Origin of the sequence: Actinomadura opuntiae, from assembly GCF_030283205.1 — a bacterium.
GTDB lineage: Bacteria > Actinomycetota > Actinomycetes > Streptosporangiales > Streptosporangiaceae > Spirillospora.
In genome coordinates, this window is sequence record NZ_JASNWF010000019.1 from 191,829 (window position 1) to 211,750 (window position 19,922).

The window sequence follows — 19,922 nt, forward strand, 5'->3', positions numbered from 1 at the left end:
TTAGGGCATGTCCGAAACCAGTCGAAATCGGACGTTGACAGGCGAACCGAGCGAGCGCATGATTCGGCGTGATCGGAGTCACACCGATCGCGGGCGGCCGGCGCGAGGCCCCCTCACGGAACGTCCTCGGTGAGAGAGGTTGCGCCATGGCCGGTCATGGGCGGCGGCATGCCGTCGATTCGGGGATCACCCGCCGCAGGTTCCTCGCAGGAACCGGCGCCGCAGCGGGCGCGCTGCTCCTGCCGTCGTGGCGGACGGCCGCCGCGGCGGCGCCGGACAGGGTGATCGCGGACGGCGACCGGGTTCCGGCGCTGGTCATCGGCAGCGGCTATGGCGGCGCGGTAGCCGCCCTGCGGCTGACCAGGGCGGGCATCGCCACCCACATCGTCGAGATGGGACAGAGCTGGACGTCCCCCGGCTCGGACGGCAAGGTCTTCAGCACGCTGCTCAAGCCGGACGGGCGCTCGTACTGGTTCCGTACCAGGACCGACCAGCCCGTCGGGTACTTCCTCGGCGCCGACGCCAACAAGGACATCGACCGGTACGCGGGCGTCCTGGACTCGGAGTCGTTCGCCCACACGCGCGTCTACCAGGGACGCGGCGTCGGCGGCGGCTCGCTGGTGAACGGCGGCATGGCCGTCACGCCCAAGCGCGCGTACTTCGAGGAGATCCTGCCGTCGGTCAACGCGGACGAGATGTACGGCACGTACTTCCCGCGCGCCAACGCGACGCTCGGCGTGAACACCATCGACCCCTCCTGGTTCGAGTCCACGAAGTGGTACCGGTTCGCGCGCGTCGGGCGGGACAGCGCCCAGGCGGCCGGGTTCGGGACCACGTTCGTCCCGAACGTCTACGACTTCGGCTACATGAAGCAGGAGGACACCGGGACCAAGCCCAAGTCGGCGCTCGCGCAGGAGGTCATCTACGGCAACAACTACGGCAAGCGTTCGCTGGACAAGACCTACCTCGCCGCGGCGGCCGCCACCGGACGGCTGACCATCAGCCCGCTGCACACCGTCACGGGTGTCGCGCCCGCGCAAGGCGGCGGCTACACGGTCGAGATGACGCAGATCGACACCGCCGGCAACACCGTCGCGCGCAAGACCGTCACGGCGGACCGGGTGTTCTTCGCGGCGGGCAGCGTCGGCACACCGAAGTTGCTGGTCGCCATGAAGGCGCAGGGCCGCCTGCCGAACCTGCCCGACGCGGTCGGCGGCGGCTGGGGCAACAACGGCAACGTGATGGTCGCCCGCGCCAACCACGTCTGGGACACCACCGGCGCCGACCAGTCCACGATCCCGGCGATGGGCATCGACAACTGGACCGACCCGAACGGCCCGGTGTTCGCCGAGATCGCCCCGTTCCCCGCCGGCACGGAACTGTGGATCAGCCTGTACCTCGCCATCACCAAGAACCCGAACCGGGCGAGGTTCACGTTCGACTCCGGCACCGGCAAGGTCGGCCTGTCGTGGCAGTCGTCCTGGACGCAGCCGTCCATCGACGCCGCCAAGCGCGTCTTCGACAAGATCAACAGCAAGGCCGGCACCATCTACCGGACCGACCTGTTCGGCTCCTACAAGATCTGGGGCGACGACTTCGTCTACCACCCGCTCGGCGGCTGCGTCCTCGGGCAGGCCACCGACGGCTACGGCCGGCTGCCCGGCCACCCCGGCCTCTACGTGATCGACGGGTCGCTCGTCCCGGGCAGCACCGGCGTCAATCCGTTCATCACGATCACCGCGCTGGCCGAGCGGAACATCGAGAAGATCATCAAGACGGACCTGGCCTGAAACGTGCGGAACGCCCGCACCGGACGGTTCCGGTGCGGGCGTTCCGCTTCCCCGATCAGACGGCGACGGGGGTGGTGGCCGGCTCCAGCGCCAGCTCCAGCACCTCGCGCACGTCGCTGACGGCGTGGACGGTCATGTTCTCCAGCACCTCGGCCGGGACGTCCTCGAGGTCCGGCTCGTTGCGCTTCGGCACGATCGCGGTGGTGATGCCGAGCCGGGACGCGGCCAGCAGCTTCTGCTTCAGGCCCCCGATCGGCAGCACCCGCCCGGTCAGCGACACCTCGCCGGTCATCGCCACGTCCGACCGGACCGGCCGCCCCGACAGCAGCGACGCCAGCGCGGTCGTCATCGTGATGCCCGCGCTCGGGCCGTCCTTCGGGATCGCGCCGGCGGGCACGTGGACGTGCACGCCGCGGTCCTTCAGGTCGCCGACCGGCAGCTCCAGCTCAGCGCCGCGCGAACGCAGGTAGCTGAGGGCGATCCGCGCCGACTCCTTCATGACGTCGCCGAGCTGCCCGGTCAGCGTCACTCCCGTGTCGCCGGTCTCCTTGTCGGCCAGCGACGCCTCGATGTAGAGGACGTCGCCGCCCGCGCCGGTGACCGCCAGGCCCGTCGCGACGCCCGGCACGCCCGTCCGCCGCTCCGACTTGCTGAGTTCGACCTCCGGGGTGAACCGGGGACGGCCCAGGTAGTCCTTCAGGTCGTCCGCGCCGATCGAGACCGGCAGCGTCGCCTTCTCCAGCGCGACGTTCGCGGCGACCTTCCGCAGCACCCGCGCGATCGACCGGTCCAGCGACCGGACGCCCGCCTCGCGGGTGTACTCGGCGGCCAGCATCCGCAGCGCGTCGTCGCCGAAGCTCACCTCCGAAGACTCCAGGCCGGCCTTGTCCAGCTGCTTCGGCAGCAGGTGGTCGCGGGCGATGGTGACCTTCTCGTCCTCGGTGTAGCCGTCCAGCTGGACGAGCTCCATCCGGTCGAGCAGCGGCCCGGGGATCGCCTCCACCACGTTCGCGGTCGCCAGGAACAGCACGTCGCTCAGGTCGAGCTCGACCTCCAGGTAGTGGTCGCGGAAGGTGTGGTTCTGCTCGGGGTCGAGGACCTCCAGCAGCGCCGCGGTCGGGTCGCCCCGGTAGTCCGCGCCGACCTTGTCGACCTCGTCCAGCAGCACGACCGGGTTCATCGAGCCCGCCTCGCGGATCGCCCGGACGATCCGTCCCGGCAGCGCGCCCACGTAGGTGCGCCGGTGGCCGCGGATCTCCGCCTCGTCCCGCACGCCGCCGAGCGCGACGCGGACGAACTGGCGTCCCATGGCCTTCGCGACCGACTCGCCCAGCGAGGTCTTGCCGACTCCGGGAGGACCGGCCAGCGCCAGGACGGCACCGCTCCGGCGCCCGCCCACGACACCGAGGCCCCGCTCCTCGCGGCGCTTGCGCACCGCCAGGTACTCGATGATGCGCTCCTTGACGTCGTCGAGGCCGGCGTGGTCGGCGTCCAGGATCTCGCGCGCGCCCGCGATGTCGTAGGCGTCCTCGGTCCGCTCGTTCCACGGGATGTCGAGGACGGTGTCCAGCCACGTGCGGATCCAGCCGCCCTCCGGCGAGGCGTCGGACGACCGCTCCAGCTTGTCGACCTCCTTCAGCGCCGCCTCGCGGACCTTCTCCGGCAGGTTCGCGGCCTCGATCCGGGCCCGGTAGTCGTCCTCCTCGTCGGCGGGGTCGCCGTTCAGCTCGGCCAGCTCCTTGCGGATGGCCTCCTGCTGCTGCCGCAGCAGGAACTCCCGCTGCGTCTTCTCCATGCCCTCCTGGACGTCCTTGCGGATCGTCTCGGCGACGTCCAGCTCGGCGAGGTGGTCGCGCGTCCAGCCGATGACCAGCTCGAGCCGCTCGACGACGTCGACCGTCTCCAGCACCTCGACCTTCTGCTCGGTCGTCAGGTACGGCGCGTACCCGGCGTTGTCCGCCAGCGTCGAGGGGTCGTCGATCTGCTGGACCACGTCCACGACCTGCCACGCGCCGCGCTTCTGCAGGATCGCGCTGACCAGGCCCTTGTACTCCTTGGCCAGCTCCTGCGCCCGCCCGGACGCCGGCGGCGTCTCGATCGCGGTGCCCTCGACCCACAGCGCCGCGCCGGGGCCGGTCGTCCCGGTCCCGATCCGCACCCGCTGCACGCCGCGGACGACCACGCCGGGCTCCCCGCCCGGCAGCCGCCCCTCCTGCTCGATGACGCCGAGGGTTCCGACGCCCGCGTACTGCCCGTTCACCCGCGGCACCAGCAGCACCCGCGGCTTGCCCGCCGACCGGATGCCGGGCCCCTTGGGCTGCGCCACCGCCTTCGCGGCCTCGACGGCCGCCCGGACCTCGCCGCTCTCGGACAGGTCGAGGGGCACCACCATGCCCGGCAGAACGGCCCCGTCGTCCAGGGGCAGCACCGGCAGCGTCAGGGTCTCGCTCATGCTCAGCTCCAAGTCCGTCGTCGCGGCCCCCGGGAGGGACCGTCCCGGTCGCCCGGGAACCCAACATCAAGTTGAGTCATACACACTCAAGAAAACGGAGCACCAATTAATTTCCTCAGCAACGTTCGCTCTGAGCGATCACCGCCGCCTACCCTGGGGCCTCATGGGCCGGGCCTTGGCGTCGGACGCGAACGGCAACACCCTGACCGCGTTCCTGCCTGCCGTATCCACGTGCAACACCCCCGACGACGCTCCGATGCCCGCCGCCCTGGTCGCCGTCCGCCATGGGACCTCCGTCCTCCTGGTCTTCGACCGCCACCGCCGCCAATGGGAACTCCCCGGCGGCCGGATCGAGCCCGGCGAGACGCCCTTGCAGGCGGCCGTCCGGGAGCTCCGTGAAGAGACCGGCCTCCACCTGGCCGCCCTCGCCCTCGCCGGCCACGCCCGCTTCCACCTCGCCGACCCGCCCCGCGACGAATACGCCGCCGTCTACGCCGGCCGCGTCACCACCCGCCACCAGTTCGTCCCCAACGACGAGATCAGCGCCATCCACTGGTGGAACACCACCACCGCACCACCTCCCGGCTCCCAACCCCTGGACACCACCCTCGCCCGCCTCGCCGGTGGTTAGGCCGTCCCACCCGCGGCGTGGACAGGCGGATACCGCTCCTTCCATGGCATGGCCTGCTCCAGATGGGCGGCCACCTGGAAGAGCAGGTCCTCGCGGCCGTACGGGGCGACGATCTGCACGCCGATCGGCAGGCCGTCCTCGCCGGTGCCGAGCGGGAGGCTGATCGCGGGCTGGCCGGTGATGTTGAACAGGACGGTGAACGGGCCGTAGTCCGCCAGCGTCCGCAGCCAGCCGGTCATGGTGTGCCCGGGGTCGTCGTAGCGCAGGGTGCCGTGCGGCGCCGGGAGCCGGCCGAGGGTCGGGGTGACGAGCAGGTCGTGGTCGGTGAAGAACGCGCTGACCGATCGCGTCACCCGGTTCTGGGCGTCGAAGGCGGCCAGCATGTCCAAGGCGCTGTACTCCCTGGCCTCCTCCAGGAACCGCCGCGAGACCGCCTCCAGCATGGCCGGGTCCGGTTGCCGGGGCGCCAGGAGCAGCGTGGAGGCGACTGCGATCCCCCCGGCGACCCATGCCCGCATGACGGCGTCCCAGTCGACGACCGGCCCCGTCTCCTCGACGATGTGGCCCGCCTGCTCCAGCGCCCGGCCGACCCGGACCGCCGCCGCGGCCACCTGCCCGTCGACCCCCGCGCCCGACCAGGCCCCGGTGTGCACCGCCGCCCGCAGCCGGCCGGGCGGCGTCCCGACCTCGTCGGCGTAGGGGCGGCGCGGGGGCGGCGCCGTGTATTTGTCGCCGATCCCGGGGCCTTGGACGGCGTCCAGGAGGCGGGCGGCGTCGCGGACGGTGCGGGTGAGCGCGAACTCGTATGCCATGCCGAGCATCGGCTCGCCCATGTCGGGGCCGCAGGGCACTCGTCCCCGGCTCGGCTTGAGCCCGACCAGGCCGCAGCAGGACGCCGGGACCCGGATGGACCCGGCTCCGTCACCGGCATGGGCGAGGGGCACCGCCCCGGCGGCGACCAGCGCGGCGGCGCCGCCGCTCGACCCGCCGACGCCCCGCTCCGGGTCCCACGGGTTACGGGTCGTGCCGTACCTGACCGATTCGGTGGCGAAGCTCAGGCACAGCTCCGGCACCGTGGTGAGCCCCAGGGTGACCAGGCCGGCGGCGCGGAAGCGGGCCATCAGGTCGCTGTCGTGCCCGGGGACGACGCCCGGCAGCGCGCGGCTGCCCAGGAAGAACGGCACGCCCTCCGCCACCGGGCCGTGGTCCTTGATCAGGAACGGCGCGCCCGCCAGCGGCCCGCCGGCGGCGTGGCCGAGCGCGGGAGAGAAGACGGGCAGCGCCAGCCCGTTCACCGTGCCGTTCACCGCGGCCAGCGCCCGCCTTGCCGCGGCCTCGACCTCGGCGGCGGTGACCTCTCCGGACCTGACCAGATCGCTGATCGCGACGGCGTCGAGCCGCGCGTACTCGTGAAGTTCCATGAAGAGCCCTCGTCCGGCGTCCTGGACGCCTGTACCTCGATCACCATCGTCTTCGTGACAACACGGACCGGGGGACGGTCGCGGCATCGGACCGGCGGCCCGGGGGCCGTCCCCTCGGCGATCGAGGTGCTTCTACGCTCGGCTCATCACGGCCCATCCTGCCACCGGCACCGGTAGGTCTCGACCGGTTTTCCTGCCGGGGGCTTTCCGTCCGCGCGGCGTGCCGGGCTAGGCGAGGAGGCCGGGGAGGGTGCTCGGGGCCTCGCCCTTCCCGGTGGCGCGGCGGGACTCGTCGGCGGCCCATTTGAAGACGCCGGTGGCCATCAGGGACGGCTCCGCCTCGGCGCGGGCGGCGTAGACCTCGGCGCGGGCCTCGTGAAGGGACGCGTCGTCCGGGTCGGCCTGGACGGCCATCTCGGCGAGGTGGGCGGCCAGGCGCAGGTCGCCGTCGGCGACGGCGCGGCGGGCCGCGTCGGCGATCCTGGCGGCGCCGCCGGCCAGGGACGCGACGGCGCGGGCGACATCGGCGTCGCGGGCGGGCTTGAGGTGCGCGGGGTTGCCGTCGTACCAGCCGCCGTACATGCGCCACAGGTTGCGGACGATGAACTCGGGCTCGTCGTACTTGGCCTGCAGGTAGACGCGGTCGGACAGGTGCGCGGGCGGGGCGACGGCGTGCACGATGGCGTCGAGGCGGCGGCCGTCGTTGAGCATGGCGAGGGTCTGGTCGATGATGCTCTCCAGCCACTCGGCGGTCTCGGTGAGGGCCTGGGAGATCCGGTCGGCGCCGAAGATCGGGGCGCCGTGCGACGGCATCATGATCTCGGCGCCGAGGGCGGCCATGCGGCGCAGGGCATGCGCCCACTCGCGGGGGTAGCGCTGCACCTTCTGCGGGTTGCCGCAGTTGGGGGTGAGCCAGATGAACAGGTCGCCGGGCAGCAGCAGTCTGTACTCGGGGACGTAGGCGACGGTGGCGTCGTCGGTCTCGCCCTTGGCGTGGAAGAGGTCGAAGGTGAGGCCCGCGCGGGTGACGGTCAGCGCGTCGCGGTAGGTGACGTCGGGGTGGCGGTACTCGGTGGGCCAGCGCAGGTCCGGAGCCTGGAACTGGCGCTGGTTGATCACCGAGTTGTAGCCGGCGGTGAGGACGTAGCGGTCGAAGCGGTCGCGGACGAGTTCGTGCGCGACGACCTGGGGGCGCGGGCCGTCCTCGGCGTCGAACGGTCCCATGCCCATGACGTGGTCGATGTGGCCGTGCGAGTAGAACGCGAGGGTGAGCGGGTCCGGCGTCCAGGCGCGGATGCGGTCGTGCAGCTTCGCGGCGGTCAGCTGGTTGCCGGTGTCGAACAGGATCAGTTCGCCGGCGTTTCGGAACGCGATGACGTTGCCGAAGCCGGGCTGCCAGCCGAGACCGTCGGCGATCTCGATGACGCCGGAGCCGCCCATGCCGGTGTGGACGATGCTGTCGTCGGCCGCGCCGCGCCAGACCTTGTCCGCATAGTCCTTGATGTCCATGGTCGTTCCTCTCAGTGGGTGAGCACGGCGGGCGCCGGGAGCGCGTCGAGCGAGGCGCGGTCGCGGGCCGGGCGGATCAGCGCGGCGGCCAGCAGCCCGCCGCAGATCATCAGGACGGCGCCGAGGTCGAAGGCGTGCTGGAACCCGGCCGCCTTGGTCGCCGCCGCGTCCACGATCGCGCCGGTGAGCAGCGGGCCGAACGCGCCGGCGGTGGAAGCGATCGCGGTGACGATGCCGAGCAGCGCGCCGCGCCGGGCGGCCGGGACGAGTTCGGACAGCGCGGCCTGCATCAGCCCGAAGAACGCGTTCCCGACCGTGAAGGCGATCATCATGACGAGGATCAGGCCCGCTCCCCCGCCGACCCGGGTGACCAGCAGCGTCGCCAGGCCGGAGGTCACGACGGCGGCGCCGCCGAGGACGCCGCGCGCGGCCCGGCTCGTCCGGCCGGCGCGCATCATCCGGGTGGAGGCGTAGCCGACGGCGAGCATGAACCCGATGCCGACGACCTGCGTCCCGGCCGCGATCAGGCTCGCCTTCTCCAGCTCGATGCCGTGCACGCGCTGCAGGTACTGCGGCAGCCAGGTGACGGCGACGGCCATCGTCCAGAACCCGGCGAAGCCCGCCGCGAGGCCGCCGAGGACGGTGCCGCGGGTGAGGAGCCGCCGGTAGGGGACGCGGGTCTCCTCGGTACGGGCCTCGGCGCGGGACGCGTACGGGCCCTCGCCGCCGAGGCCGAGCCAGGCGAGCGTCCACAGCACGCCGAGGACGCCGGTGAGGGCGAAGGCGGCGCGCCAGCCGAGCCGGGTGACCACGACCGCCAGCAGCGGCGCGCCGATCGCGACGCCGGCGGCGCCGCCGACGGTGAGCAGGCTGCTGGGCAGCGCGCGCTCCCGGTCGGGGAACCAGCCGAACGCGGTGTGGTTCGCCGTCGCGAACGCGGGCCCCTCGGCCATGCCGAGCGTGACGCGGGTGACCAGCAGGGCGCCGAGGCCGGCCGCGGGCAGCCCGACGACCAGCTGGGAGACGCTCCACACCACGACGAGGACGGCCAGCAGCCGGCGCGCGGGCACCCGGTCGGCCAGGAAGCCGACGACGATGCCGGAGACGCTGAACAGCAGGTAGAAGGCGCTGCCGATGGAGCCGAACTCGGTGTCGGACAGCCCGAGGTCGTCCCGGATGTGCTTGCCGGCCAGCCCGAGGACGGTCTTGTCCATGAAGTTGATCATCATGAAGAGGACGAGCAGCACCAGGATCGTCCGGGCCCGGCGGGACGGCGACGTGGGCGGATCCACCATGCGACGGGGCTCCATTCGACGGCGGGGGTGGTACGGGTCACCCTTCCGTCCGCCGGTGCGCCTCGACAATCGGTGGTTCTCCCGCGTTCGTCCGTTCCGGCTGTGACATGTCACAATCGGCGGCGGGGAGGTCGCCATCGACACGGAGCGGGTGCGGCGGGCCGCGGCGGAGCTGGCGGCGCGCTGCGAGGGGCAGGTCAACCGGCTCGCGCGGGAGCTGGCGGAGCGGCGCTTCGCCGCGATCCCCGACTACGCCGACCTGCCCGCGGACATGCGGGACGTGGAGATCGCGGCGACCGCCCGGTACGCGATCCGGCAGTTCCTGCGGATGGCCGCCGGCACCCCGGTCGACCCCGACGATCTGCGGCTGTTCCGCGAGCGCGCCGCGCAGCGGGCCGAGGAGGGCGTCCCCCTCGCGACGCTGCTGACCACGTACCACATCGGCGCCGAGGTCATCTGGGACGCGCTGGTCGCCGAGGCCCGTCCGGACGAGACGGACGCGCTCCTGCTGCTGGCGCGCCTCCAGTTGCGCGGCACCAACCGGGTCGTCGTCGCGGTGACCGAGGCCTACCAGGCGGAGCGGGCGGCGCTCCTGGACGAGCGGCGCGAGGCCGTCCGCGAAGTGGCGCGGGCCCTGCTGGCCGGGGAGGCGGCGGACGCGACCGCGGCCCGGTACGGGATCCCCCTCGCGGACGCCTATCTCGTGCTCGACCTGCGCCTCAAGGAGGGGCCGCCGAACACCGGCGTCGCCGAGCGCCGCGTCCTGCGGCGGATCCGCGCGGGCCTGGAGGGGTTCGGCGAGGGCACGCCGTTGATGCTGCTGGACGAGCGCGGCGCGCGCGTCCTGCTGCCCTCGCACGCGGCCGAGCGGCTGCCCGACCTGGAGCGGCTCCTCGTCGGCGCGGGCACTCCGGCTCAGCCGGTGATCGCCGGCGCGGCCCGCTCGCGGGGCACGGCGGACGTCCCGGACGCGTCCCGCCAGGCCGCCCGGATCGCCGGCATCGCGCAGGCCACCGGGCGTCCCGCCGGCGTGTACGAGCTGGGCGACGTCCTGCTCGACTACCACCTGACCGGCCCCGGCGACAGCGGCCGTGTCGTCGCCGCCGCGCTCGACCCCCTCGACGCCCATCCCGAACTGCTGGACACGCTCCGCGCGTTCCTCGACGGCGACATGGACCGCCGCCGGACCGCCGCCGCACTCGCCGTGCACCCCAACACCGTCGACAACCGGCTCGCCCGCGTCGCCCGCCTCATCGGCGCCGATCCGCGCACCACGCGCGGCATGCTGCTGTGCGCCACCGCGCTCACGCTCCGTGGTCAGAGCGGCCGGGGCGGCCGGGCGTAGCGGGCCGCCCACCTGTCAGCGGGCAATGCCCCGGCAAAGACCGCGCGGCGATCATGATTCTTTGCGCACCCCCGGTTTACGCCCGCATGACGTGCGGGTACTTACCGCAACGAGTTCGTGACACAGGGTGAACGGCAGGCTACCGGGACGGCAAAGTCCCAGGTCGAATCGGGGAGGTGGGAGATGACCGGCACACAGCGTGAGCAGCGTCCCACCCCTTCGGCGCATCGCCCGCCGTACGGCCCGGCCGGGGCGGCCGAGGGCGTTCCCGTGACCGGCCGGCAGGGCACGCGGCGTCCCCCGACGCGCGCCCTGCCGGCCGGCCGCGGCGACACACCTCGGGTCCTCGGCCGCACCGGACCGGACCGGGCCTCCCGTCGCGACCACCACCGGGCGCCGATGCCGTACGCCCCCGCGGCACCGGCGCCCCTCACCGCCGGGCCGGCGGCCCCGCCGACCTGCGCCGCCGGCCCGGCCCCAACGCCCCCGCCCGTCCGGGCGCCTTCGCGGCGCCCGCCTCCTGAAGCCGGGCGGGCCGTCACGCCCCCGTCCGGCCGGGCTTGGAAGGGAGGTGGGAATCAGCCCTGATCGGAGCCGGCGCTACGCCGGTCGCACCAGGCGGCCGGAACTCCGTCCGACCCCCGTCCCGGCCGCCCACACGCAGTAAGGGATCGCTGCGGAGCCGAGCCCGTGAAGGCAGGAGAAGCCTTCACGGGCCTCGGTTCGTTCCCCTGTCCAGGGCGTTCCGGCAGGTCAGAGCTTCTTGCGCCAGACCTGCCCGTGCACCACGTCGCCGAAGCGCGCGACCGGCGGCTCCTCCTCTTCCAGGACGAACCCGGCCCGCTCGTAGATGCGGTGCGCCGGACGCTGCAGCGCCGTCGTCCACAGCATGATCTCGCGGTATCCGACCTCGGTGGCGAACCGCACGCACGCGTCGACCAGCGCCGCGCCGACGCCCATGCCCCGCGTGCCGGGCTCGACGTGCAGCAGGCGCAGCTGGGCGACGTCGTCCTCGCGCCGGACGCAGAAGACCGCGCCCACCCGGTCGCCCCCTGCTTCGGCGATCCACGCGCTCTCCCGCTCGGGGTCGTGGTCCTCGACGTAGCCGGCGACGACCCGGGCGACGAGCGCCTCGTAGGTGCGGTCCCAGCCGCACTCCTCGGCGTAGAGGGCGCCGTTGCGCTCCACCACCCAGCCGAGGTCGCCGGGGGCGAGCGGGCGCAGGACGACGCCGTCCGCGCGGGCGCGGTCGCCGAGGATGCCCTGGACGGTGCGCATCGCCGACAGCAGGCGCCGCCGCTCGTCCTCCGACAGGCCGTCGAGCAGCGCGCCGATCTCGGCGCTGGACCGCTCGTCCAGCATCGCCTGCACCTCGCGGCCCCGCGCGGTGAGCCGGACGACCTGCCGCCGGGCGTCGCCGGGGGCGCGCTCGCGGACCACCAGGCCGTCGTTCTCGAAGCGGGTCAGCATCCGGCTGAGGTAGCCGGGGTCGAGGTCGAGGGTGCGGCGCAGCGCCAGCACCTCGGTGTCCTCGCGCTGCGCCAGCTCGAAGATCACCCGGGCCTCGGTCAGGGAGTAGGGCGAGCGCACCAGCCCCTCGCCGAGCACCCCGATCACCCCGGTGTAGAACCGGTTGAAGCCGCGGACCGTACCGACCTCCGCCGCGGACGCCGCCATCGCGCCACCTCCCACGTTTGACTGAGTCAAACGTTACTCCGCGCGGGCCCGATGATCCAGTCCTCGCGAAAACGTGGAGGCGGGGAGGGGGTCAGGCGCGGGTGGAGTCGGCGCCGGACGGCTCGGGCTCCGCCGCCCCGGCGGGCCGCAGCCGGCGGGCCTCGCCCACGACCTTGCGCTCGACCCAGAACGTCATCAGCGGCACGACGCCGCCGAGCACGATGATCACCATCCTGCTCAGCGGCCAGTCCGCCCGCCGCCACAGGTCGTAGGCGGCGACCAGGTAGACCATGTAGACCAGTCCGTGGACGGGCGCCACGATGCCCGCCATCGCGGGCATGTCGGTCGGACCGTACTTCAGGATCATGCCGACCACCAGCAGCACCAGCAGGCTGCCGACGATCAGGGCCAGGATCCGGTACCGGGTCACCGCGCCTTCCACAGTTCACACCTTTCCTCGCCGGCCGCTCGGAGCGGCCGCGCACATCGGACGGCCCCGCGTCGGCCGCGGCGCGCCCGCCGGGCGGCGCGGGGTCAGCCGCGCCGGTCGGTCTGGGAGTTGAGCCGCGCGAGGTAGCGGTTGTAGGCCGCGAGCGCGGGGTCCTCCTCCTCCTGCTGCCGGATGATCTCGCGCTTGACCGCGGCCTCGGCCGGCTCCTCGATCACCTTGGGCGCCGGGGCCACGCCGGCCTTCTCGTCGCGGATCATCTTGACCCACATCACGATCACGAAGATCGCGAAGATCGGCCATTCGAAGGTGTACGCCCAGCTGCGGTCGTTTCCGGCCTGGGCGCGGTCGTACTGCCACCAGCCGAAGCCGATGAAGGCGCCGCACAGCAGGACCGCGATCGCATGCAGTCCGAGCCAGCCGGGGGTGAGGAACCGTCGCACGTCATCGAGCGTACCCCCGGTCCCGCGCGGGCCGCGCACATCCCCCGGGTGGCCGGGGGCGCGGCGGCGGTCACCGCGACCGCCCAGGTCGGCGGGATGCGGACGCGGCGTCCGGGAGCGGCGGCCCGGTGTAGACGGCGCGGGGGCGCAGCGGGTGCGCGTTGCCGTACTCCTCCAGGGCGTGCGCGATCCATCCGGCGGTGCGCGCGATCGCGAACACCGCCTCGCCCGCGCCCGGGACGAACCCGGCGACCGCGCCGAGCACCGCGACCGCGAAGTCGATGTTCGCGGAGGGCAGCCGGCGGCGGGCCGTCTCGTCCAGGACGGCCTCGGCGGCGGCGAGCCGGGGGTGGTCGGGGGCCGCAGCCTGGACCAGGTCGAGCAGCAGCGTCGCGCGACCGTCGCCCGACTTGTAGACCACGTGGCCGAAGCCGGGGATGCGCTCGCCTGCGCGCAGCCGTCCGCCGATCACCTGGGCGGCCGACGCCGGGTCGTCGACCTCGGCGAGCAGGCGCTCCGCGCCGTAGGACGCGCCGCCGTGCAGCGGCCCGCTCAGCACCCCGAGCCCCGACGCGACGACGGCGTACGGGTCGGCGCGCACCGACGCGGCCACCCGCGCCGCCAGCGTCGAGGCGGCCAGCTCGTGGTCGGCCAGCAGGATCAGCGCCGCCTCCAGCGCCCGCAGCGTCCCCGCCTCGGGCGAACGCGGGCACAGCCTCCCCCACAACCGCCCGGCCACCCCCTCCTCGTTGAGTTGCGGCGAGTTGTTGTTATGGGAGCGCTCCAAAGGACGACTCGCCGCAAGTGAACGGTCGTTCGCGGGCGGGAGGGCCTCGACGAGCCCGGCGATGAGCGCGCGGGCGGTGCCGGCGACGCCGTCCGGGTCGAGGTGGTGGCGGATCGGGTCCGCGGCGGCGAGCGCGGTGACGACCAGCTGGAGGCGGTCGAGCGGGAGCAGCTCCTCGGGCAGGCCGGACTGCGCGGCGACGGCCGCCGCGACGCCCTCGTCCCGCGCCCGCCAGGGCTCCCCGCCGGCGCCGTCGCGACCCGTCCAGAGCCAGCCGGCGACGTCCTCGAAGGTGCCGCGCTCGGCCAGGCCGAGGACGTCGCGTCCCCGATAGTAGGGCCGGTCGGCGCCCAGCGCGGTGATCGCGGACTCGATCGCCAGCTCCCCCGGGCCGGGCCCCCGGCGGGGCTTGCCGCGCCGGGCCAGCTCCTCCACCTGCGCGGCGTCGAAAAGGCTGCGCCTGCCGTCCGGCGCGTGCCGCCGGCGCAGCACACCGCGGCTGACGTAGGCGTACAACGTGGCGGGCTTCACACCGAGCCGCTCGGCGGCGGCCGCCGCGTCGATCCACCCGGCCACCTGGTCGCTCTCACCCATCTCCACCTCGCCGACATTGATTTTCGTCAATATTGATACATATGGATCCGACTGTCAATCTGAGGGCATGCCACAGATTCACTTCCTCGACGTCACCAACCGCGACGGCGTGCAGACGGCCCGGACCGGGCTCTCGAAGTTCGGCAAGACGATGGTGAACTTCTATCTGGGGCGGCTCGGCGTCGCGCAGTCCGAGATCGGCTTCCCGTTCCTGTTCCACGAGGTCCCCTACGTCCGGGCGCAGATCGCGCTGGCGGAGGCGGGCGCGTTCGGCGACCTGCGACTGTCGGGATGGTGCCGGGGCGTGCCGCAGGACGTGGAGAAGGCCGTCGAGGTCCGCGCCGGCGGCAAGGGCCTCGCGCACTACAACCTGTCCATCTCCACGTCCGACTACATGCTCGCTAACAAGTTCCGCGGGAAACTCGACCGCGACGCCGTCATCCGCGAGATGACCGCGGCCGTCCGCACGGCCAAGGCGGGCGGCGCGCAGACCGTCGGCGTCAACGCCGAGGACGGCTCCCGCACCGACGACGGCTTCCTCACCGAATTCGCCCTCGCCGCCAAGGAGGCGGGCGCCGACCGCGTCCGCTACTGCGACACCATCGGCGGCGACACCCCCGACCGCATCCGCGAGCGCTTCGCCAAGCTCGCCTCCGCCGTCGGCATGCCGGTCGAGACGCACTGCCACAACGACCTCGGCCTCGCCGTCGCCAACTCCATCCACGGCGCGCTCGGCGACCTGCAGGCCGGCCAGGACGCCTGGATCAACACCTGCGTCAACGGCATCGGCGAACGCTCCGGCAACGCCGACCTGCTGTCGACTATCCTCGCCTTCCGGCACGCCTTCGACCCGCAGGTGCACGGCTCCGAGATCGGCGACCCGCTGGACCTGTCCTGGGCGCGCCGCTTCGCACTATGGGCGAGCTACGCCTTCGGCCAGCCGCTCCCCTACAACCAGGTCGGCGTCGGACGGAACGCCTTCGCCCACGAATCGGGCATCCACGCCGACGGCGCGCTGAAGGACCACGGCAACTACGAGCTGTACGACGAGGAGACCCTCGGCCCGTTCCCCGACGACTGGCACGCCCGCCGGGGCCGCGTCGTCCTGACCGGCGAGTACGGTGGCAAGGCCGGATTCCGGCACGTCATGGAGGGCTTGGGCGTCGAGCCCGCCGACGAGGAGCTGTCGTTCAAGCTCGTCCAGCTCTGCAACGCCCAGACGGGCCGCCCCCTCACCGACGACGAACTCAGCCTGATAGCGCAATACCCCCGCGAACTCGCCCTGCTGTTTTGACCCAGGGGGGCGACCCCCTGGAACCCCCGTCAACGGTTGACAGGCTGTTTCCCGCTCCGCTGGCGCTCCGCGGGAAACAGCCTGTCAACTGGCGGGCAGGCCCGCTCCGCTCGCTGCGCTCGCTCCGCGTGCCTGCCCGTGAACTGTGGCTGTGGTGCGAACCCGCGCGGATTGTCGGCGTGGGACCCTATGTTCTGCGGCATGGCGAGCGGTGCTGCGGCGACACAGGCGTACTCCTACACGCGTCCCTCCGGGCTGGACGGCGGGCTTCTCGGGCTCTCGACGTCCGGAGGCACGACGAGCACGGGGCCGCGGGCCCATCCGCACTTCTTCAGCGGGGTGCTCACCCAGGCGGCGCCGGCCGCGGCGGCGCTGATCGCGCTGGCCGACGTGGCGCGGACCCGCTACTTCCAGCCGCGTCCCACGGGATTCCGCGACCCGGTCGTCACCTGCAACGGCGACCGGCTGCGGATGGAGTCGTTCTCGGCGTGCGGCGGCGTGTACGCGCGCCTCGACGTGCTGGAACCGGCGCTGGACGGTGACGTGCTCGAGCGCGGCACCACCAACGTGGACGTCAACGGCCCGCTTCGGGAGGCGCTCGCGCGCGTCGGCGGCTCGGACCCGCTGCACCTGGCGGTCGGCGCCGACGAGCTGGCGGTCACCACGCTGGACGGCGCGGTGGTGGAGAAGAAGGTGCCGCTGCCCGAACGGTGGCTGCGCGGGTTCGCCGAGGTCCAGGTCATCACGGCCGGGTTCGACCCGCGGGCCGAGCTGAAGGGCCCGGACGCCGTGCGGTTCCTGCGGTCGCTGCCGGGCCGGCAGCGCGGGGCGCTGTGGGCGGTGCCGGCCGGGCGGACGCTGCGGATGACGTCGCGGCCCGTGCCCGGGGCGGTGTGCCTGGCGGGGCCGGACCGGCTGCGGACCATGCTCCCCCTGCTGCGGTTCGCCCGCGCGTTGCGCGCGTACGGGCCGTCCGTCACCGCGGCGAGCGGGCCGGTCGCGAGCGTGTGGGAGCTGGAGCTGCCCGGGATGCGGTACGTCCTGACGCTGTCGCCCGAGCATGCGCGCGGCTTCTCCGGAGAGGGCGCGGTCCTCGACGCCCTGGCGACCGACGAGGCCGCCGGAGACGCCGACCTGGTCGGCGCGCTGCTGTCGTTCGAGCCGCGCGTGGACCCGGACCTGCTGTCCGAGCGGTCCGGCCTGCCCCTGGAACGGACGAGGGCGGCGCTGACGCAGCTCGGCACGTCCGGACGCGTCGGCTTCGACACCGCCGAGGCCGCGTTCTTCCACCGCGAGCTGCCCTACGACGCGGCGCGCGTGGCGGCGCTCAACCCGCGCCTGCGGTCGGCGCGGGCGCTGGTCGAGACCGGCGCCGTCCGGTTCACCGGCGACGGCACGGCGGTCGTCACGACCGACGGCGGCGAGCGCCATGTCCGGTTCGAGGGGGAACGGGTCACCTGCACGTGCCCGTGGTGGTTCGATCACCGGGGCGAGCGCGGCCCGTGCAAGCACGTCCTCGCGGCGACGATCGTCCGGCGCGACGGCGAGGCGGTCGCCGCGCTGGACGCGGAGGCCGCGCGATGAGCTGGGACGAGGTCCGCGACGCGATCGACGCCAAGGACGCCGGCCGGGTGATGGTGCTGGTCTCCAAGCTGGACGCGGCGGGACGCAAGCAGGTCGCCGACCGGCTCCCCGGCAGGCTCAAGGAGATGCGCGACGCGGCCCAGTGGGGGGAGCTGGAAAGGGGCTACCACCAGCCGCTGATGCTGGCGGGCGCGGCCACGATCAGCGGGGCCGCCGCCGCGGCGGCGTGGCTGTGCCGCCGCGAGTTCGACTCGTGGTGGCTGCGCTCCCAGGGCCCTCAGCTGCGCCGGGACCTGGACGCGGTCACCGCCCACCGGCCGGCGGAGTGGCGGGCGGACGTCGGCCGCCGCATCGCCGAGCGCATCCGGGTGACCGACTTCGCGGAGGAGGCGCTGCCGCGCTGGCACATGGCGGCGGGCCTCACCCTGTCGGCGGGCGCCGAACCCCCGGCGGCGGACGCCTTCGTGGTGATGTGGGTGAGCGGCGGCGCGGACATCGGCGCGCTCGCCGACGACCCGTTCCTGGACGCGCTCGTCCCCCGGCTGTTCGAGGCGGACGGCGTCGGCGCGGCGCTCGCGTTCGACCGGAGCAGCGCGCAGTGGACCCGGGACCGCGGGACCTGGGCCGGCGCGCTGGCCGAGCTGGCCGCCTCGGGACGGATCGCCCGCGACACGCTGCTCGACGGCTGCGTCCGACGCTTCCTGCGCGGCGGGACACCGCACGAACTGCGCTGGTTCGTGCAGTTGCACGAGCTCCTGGAACCCACGGACGACGAGGTCGCCGCGCGCGTGCGCGACTACGCCCGGCTGCTGCCGTCCGCGCCGTCGACGGTCGCGGACCTGGCGCTACGGGCCGTCCGCAGGGCCGACGAGCTGGAGCGGGTCGACGAGCCGCTGTTCGAGGAGGCCGCCGGCGCGGTGCTGTTCCGGCCGGAGAACAAGCTGGTCCGGGCCGGCCTGATCTGGGCGGACCGGACGGCGCGCAAGCGCGGCCGGGTCGACGCCGCGCTCCGCGCCGTCACCGCCGTCTTCACCTCCGACGTGCTCGACCTGCGGGAACGCGCCATCAAGATCGCCGTCAAGCATGGGGGCGGGGCGTCCGCCGAGACCGGCGGACAGATCCGCGACGCCGCCGCCGGGCTCCCGGACGCGCCCCGCGCCGCGATCGCCGCCGCGTTCGGCGAGGTGGAGTCCAGCACCCCGGTGGTGCTCGGGCCGCCGCCGTTCGTCCCGCGCGAGATGCCCGCGCCGATCGGCTCCCTGTCCGAGCTGGCCGACGAGTTCGACGTCCTGCTGCGCACCGAGCACCCGGACGGGATCGCGGTCGAACGCTTCCTGGCCGCGCTCGTGGAGTTCGCCTACGAGGACATCGACGCCGTCCGGAACGCCATGCGACCCGCCGTGAGCGTGATGCCATGGCTGGCGAATCCGGACGTAAAGATGGGCAACCACCACGAGAACGACTGGACGCTGCTCGCCGTCCGCTGCCTCCTCATCCCGAAGTCGACCGGCGGGCTGATCAACGCGCTCGCCGCGTTCGTCAAGGGCTGGACGCGCAAGGGCGAGACCGTCTTCGACCCGCAGATGGACCGGTTCCTCGCCCTGCGCGGCCGGGAGATCGCCGCCGCCGTGGGCAAGGCGCCGGTGCTGCTGGCGACGCCGACCGCGGCCTCCGGTCACCTCGACCCGGACGTGCTCGTCGGACGGCTCGAACGGCTGGAGGCGGCGGGCGCAGAACCGGGGCGGGCGGAACTGGCGCAGGCGATGCTCCGCGTCCCCCGGGAGATCGACCCGGACGTCGTCTCCCGCGCGAAGGGCCTGACGTCCAAGGCCGGGCAGGCGATGGCCGCTTGGCTCGCCGAGGGCCCGCCGGCCGACCCGGACGTCCGGTGCGAGGTCCTCGCGGAGCCGGCCGCGACCCTCGGCGACCGCACGCTCCGCCTCCCGTCCCGCGTCCTGTCCACCGTCGCGATGCCCGGTGACGGCGACGTCGCGCGCCTGTGCGCCTTCCCCGAAGAGGGCTGGCGCGACTTCGGGGGGCCGAAGTACTCCCCGTCCTTCGCCCGGTGGCCGGGGATCACACCGTCCCACCGGGAGATCGCCGCCGCGCATCTCGTCCCGTACCAGTCGACCTTGACCGACGAGAACTGGCTACAGGGCCCGACGATGCTCGCCCTCGCCGAGGCCGACGGGCCGGCCGGCGCCGCCACCGGCACGCTGCTCGCCCTCACCCTGGCCAACCGGCACGAACGCCACCGCGCCGACGCCGTGGACGCCCTGCTCACGCTGAGCGCGCGCGGCGTCCTGCCCGCCGCCGAGACCGGTGTCGCCGCCGGCAGGCTCGCCGCCTTCGGCCGGATCAGGCTCGGCCGGGTCGTGAAGGCGCTCGGCGCCGCCGCCGACGCGGGCGCGCAGGCGGACGTGTGGGCGGTGATCGCCGCCGCGCTCCCCGAGGCGCTGCCCGCGCCGGGCGGGCGCGCCCCGACCGGCCTGCCCGACCTGCTCGCCCTCGGCACCCGCACGGCCGAGGTGGTCGGTGCGCGCGGCGCGATCCCGGCGCTGGAGGCGGTCGCCGGACGCGGCGGGTCCAGCCGGCTCGTGAAGGAGGCGGCCCGGCTGCGCCGGACCCTCACGGGCGCAACCTGACGGACCG

At 73.8% G+C, this 19,922-nt stretch carries 14 protein-coding genes; 6 read left to right on the forward strand and 8 right to left on the reverse strand.

The genetic code is table 11. The features are described 5' to 3' along the window. Positions 1-146 precede the first annotated feature (146 nt). Complete coding sequence (locus tag QP089_RS35470) at positions 147-1,790, forward strand: GMC oxidoreductase (RefSeq protein ID WP_285917796.1); 1,644 nt, start codon at positions 147-149, stop codon at positions 1,788-1,790. Positions 1,791-1,845: 55 nt separating this feature from the next. On the opposite strand, the gene lon is transcribed toward QP089_RS35470, so the two are convergent. Continuing rightward, positions 1,846-4,242 (reverse strand): endopeptidase La, encoded by a 2,397-nt coding sequence (gene lon / locus QP089_RS35475; protein ID WP_285917798.1) that lies wholly within the window; start codon positions 4,240-4,242, stop codon positions 1,846-1,848. Between the two features lie 163 nt (positions 4,243-4,405). Between lon and QP089_RS35480 the strand changes: the two genes are divergently transcribed. Beyond that, the gene (locus QP089_RS35480) at positions 4,406-4,873 is read left to right on the forward strand and encodes an NUDIX hydrolase (protein WP_285917799.1); all 468 of its coding nucleotides are present in this window, start codon (positions 4,406-4,408) and stop codon (positions 4,871-4,873) included. Here the strand turns inward: QP089_RS35480 and QP089_RS35485 are convergent. From QP089_RS35485 to QP089_RS35495, 3 genes are all read right to left on the reverse strand, one after another. Then, positions 4,870-6,294: an amidase gene (locus tag QP089_RS35485; protein WP_285917800.1), complete on the reverse strand. Its 1,425-nt coding sequence runs from the start codon at positions 6,292-6,294 to the stop codon at positions 4,870-4,872. The genes QP089_RS35480 and QP089_RS35485 overlap by 4 nt on opposite strands. A gap of 228 nt (positions 6,295-6,522) precedes the next feature. Continuing rightward, positions 6,523-7,803 carry an alkyl sulfatase dimerization domain-containing protein gene (locus tag QP089_RS35490; protein ID WP_285917801.1) on the reverse strand — a complete coding sequence of 427 codons (1,281 nt, stop codon included), beginning with the start codon at positions 7,801-7,803 and terminating at the stop codon, positions 6,523-6,525. Positions 7,804-7,814: 11 nt separating this feature from the next. Further along, the gene (locus QP089_RS35495) at positions 7,815-9,098 is read right to left on the reverse strand and encodes an MFS transporter (RefSeq protein WP_285917803.1); all 1,284 of its coding nucleotides are present in this window, start codon (positions 9,096-9,098) and stop codon (positions 7,815-7,817) included. A gap of 151 nt (positions 9,099-9,249) precedes the next feature. Here QP089_RS35495 and QP089_RS35500 point away from each other — a divergent pair, with 151 nt between their 5' ends. Beyond that, positions 9,250-10,443: a PucR family transcriptional regulator gene (locus QP089_RS35500; RefSeq protein ID WP_285917805.1), complete on the forward strand. Its 1,194-nt coding sequence runs from the start codon at positions 9,250-9,252 to the stop codon at positions 10,441-10,443. Between the two features lie 753 nt (positions 10,444-11,196). On the opposite strand, the gene QP089_RS35505 is transcribed toward QP089_RS35500, so the two are convergent. From QP089_RS35505 to QP089_RS35520, 4 genes are all read right to left on the reverse strand, one after another. Continuing rightward, on the reverse strand, positions 11,197-12,120 hold the full coding sequence (locus QP089_RS35505) for a bifunctional helix-turn-helix transcriptional regulator/GNAT family N-acetyltransferase (protein ID WP_285917806.1): 924 nt from the start codon (positions 12,118-12,120) through the stop codon (positions 11,197-11,199). Between the two features lie 91 nt (positions 12,121-12,211). Beyond that, on the reverse strand, positions 12,212-12,562 hold the full coding sequence (locus QP089_RS35510; RefSeq protein WP_285917808.1) for a DUF3817 domain-containing protein: 351 nt from the start codon (positions 12,560-12,562) through the stop codon (positions 12,212-12,214). Positions 12,563-12,654: 92 nt separating this feature from the next. Then, positions 12,655-13,011 carry a hypothetical protein gene (locus tag QP089_RS35515; protein WP_285917809.1) on the reverse strand — a complete coding sequence of 119 codons (357 nt, stop codon included), beginning with the start codon at positions 13,009-13,011 and terminating at the stop codon, positions 12,655-12,657. 70 nt (positions 13,012-13,081) lie between these two features. Further along, complete coding sequence (locus tag QP089_RS35520) at positions 13,082-14,422, reverse strand: citrate/2-methylcitrate synthase (RefSeq protein ID WP_285917811.1); 1,341 nt, start codon at positions 14,420-14,422, stop codon at positions 13,082-13,084. Positions 14,423-14,459: 37 nt separating this feature from the next. Between QP089_RS35520 and QP089_RS35525 the strand changes: the two genes are divergently transcribed. From QP089_RS35525 to QP089_RS35535, 3 genes are all read left to right on the forward strand, one after another. After that, positions 14,460-15,686 (forward strand): hydroxymethylglutaryl-CoA lyase-like TIM-barrel protein, encoded by a 1,227-nt coding sequence (locus QP089_RS35525; RefSeq protein WP_285917813.1) that lies wholly within the window; start codon positions 14,460-14,462, stop codon positions 15,684-15,686. Positions 15,687-15,887: 201 nt separating this feature from the next. Next, complete coding sequence (locus QP089_RS35530; protein WP_285917814.1) at positions 15,888-17,270, forward strand: SWIM zinc finger family protein; 1,383 nt, start codon at positions 15,888-15,890, stop codon at positions 17,268-17,270. Then, complete coding sequence (locus QP089_RS35535) at positions 17,267-19,915, forward strand: DUF6493 family protein (protein WP_285917817.1); 2,649 nt, start codon at positions 17,267-17,269, stop codon at positions 19,913-19,915. The genes QP089_RS35530 and QP089_RS35535 overlap by 4 nt, the downstream gene beginning before the upstream one ends. Positions 19,916-19,922 lie beyond the last annotated feature (7 nt).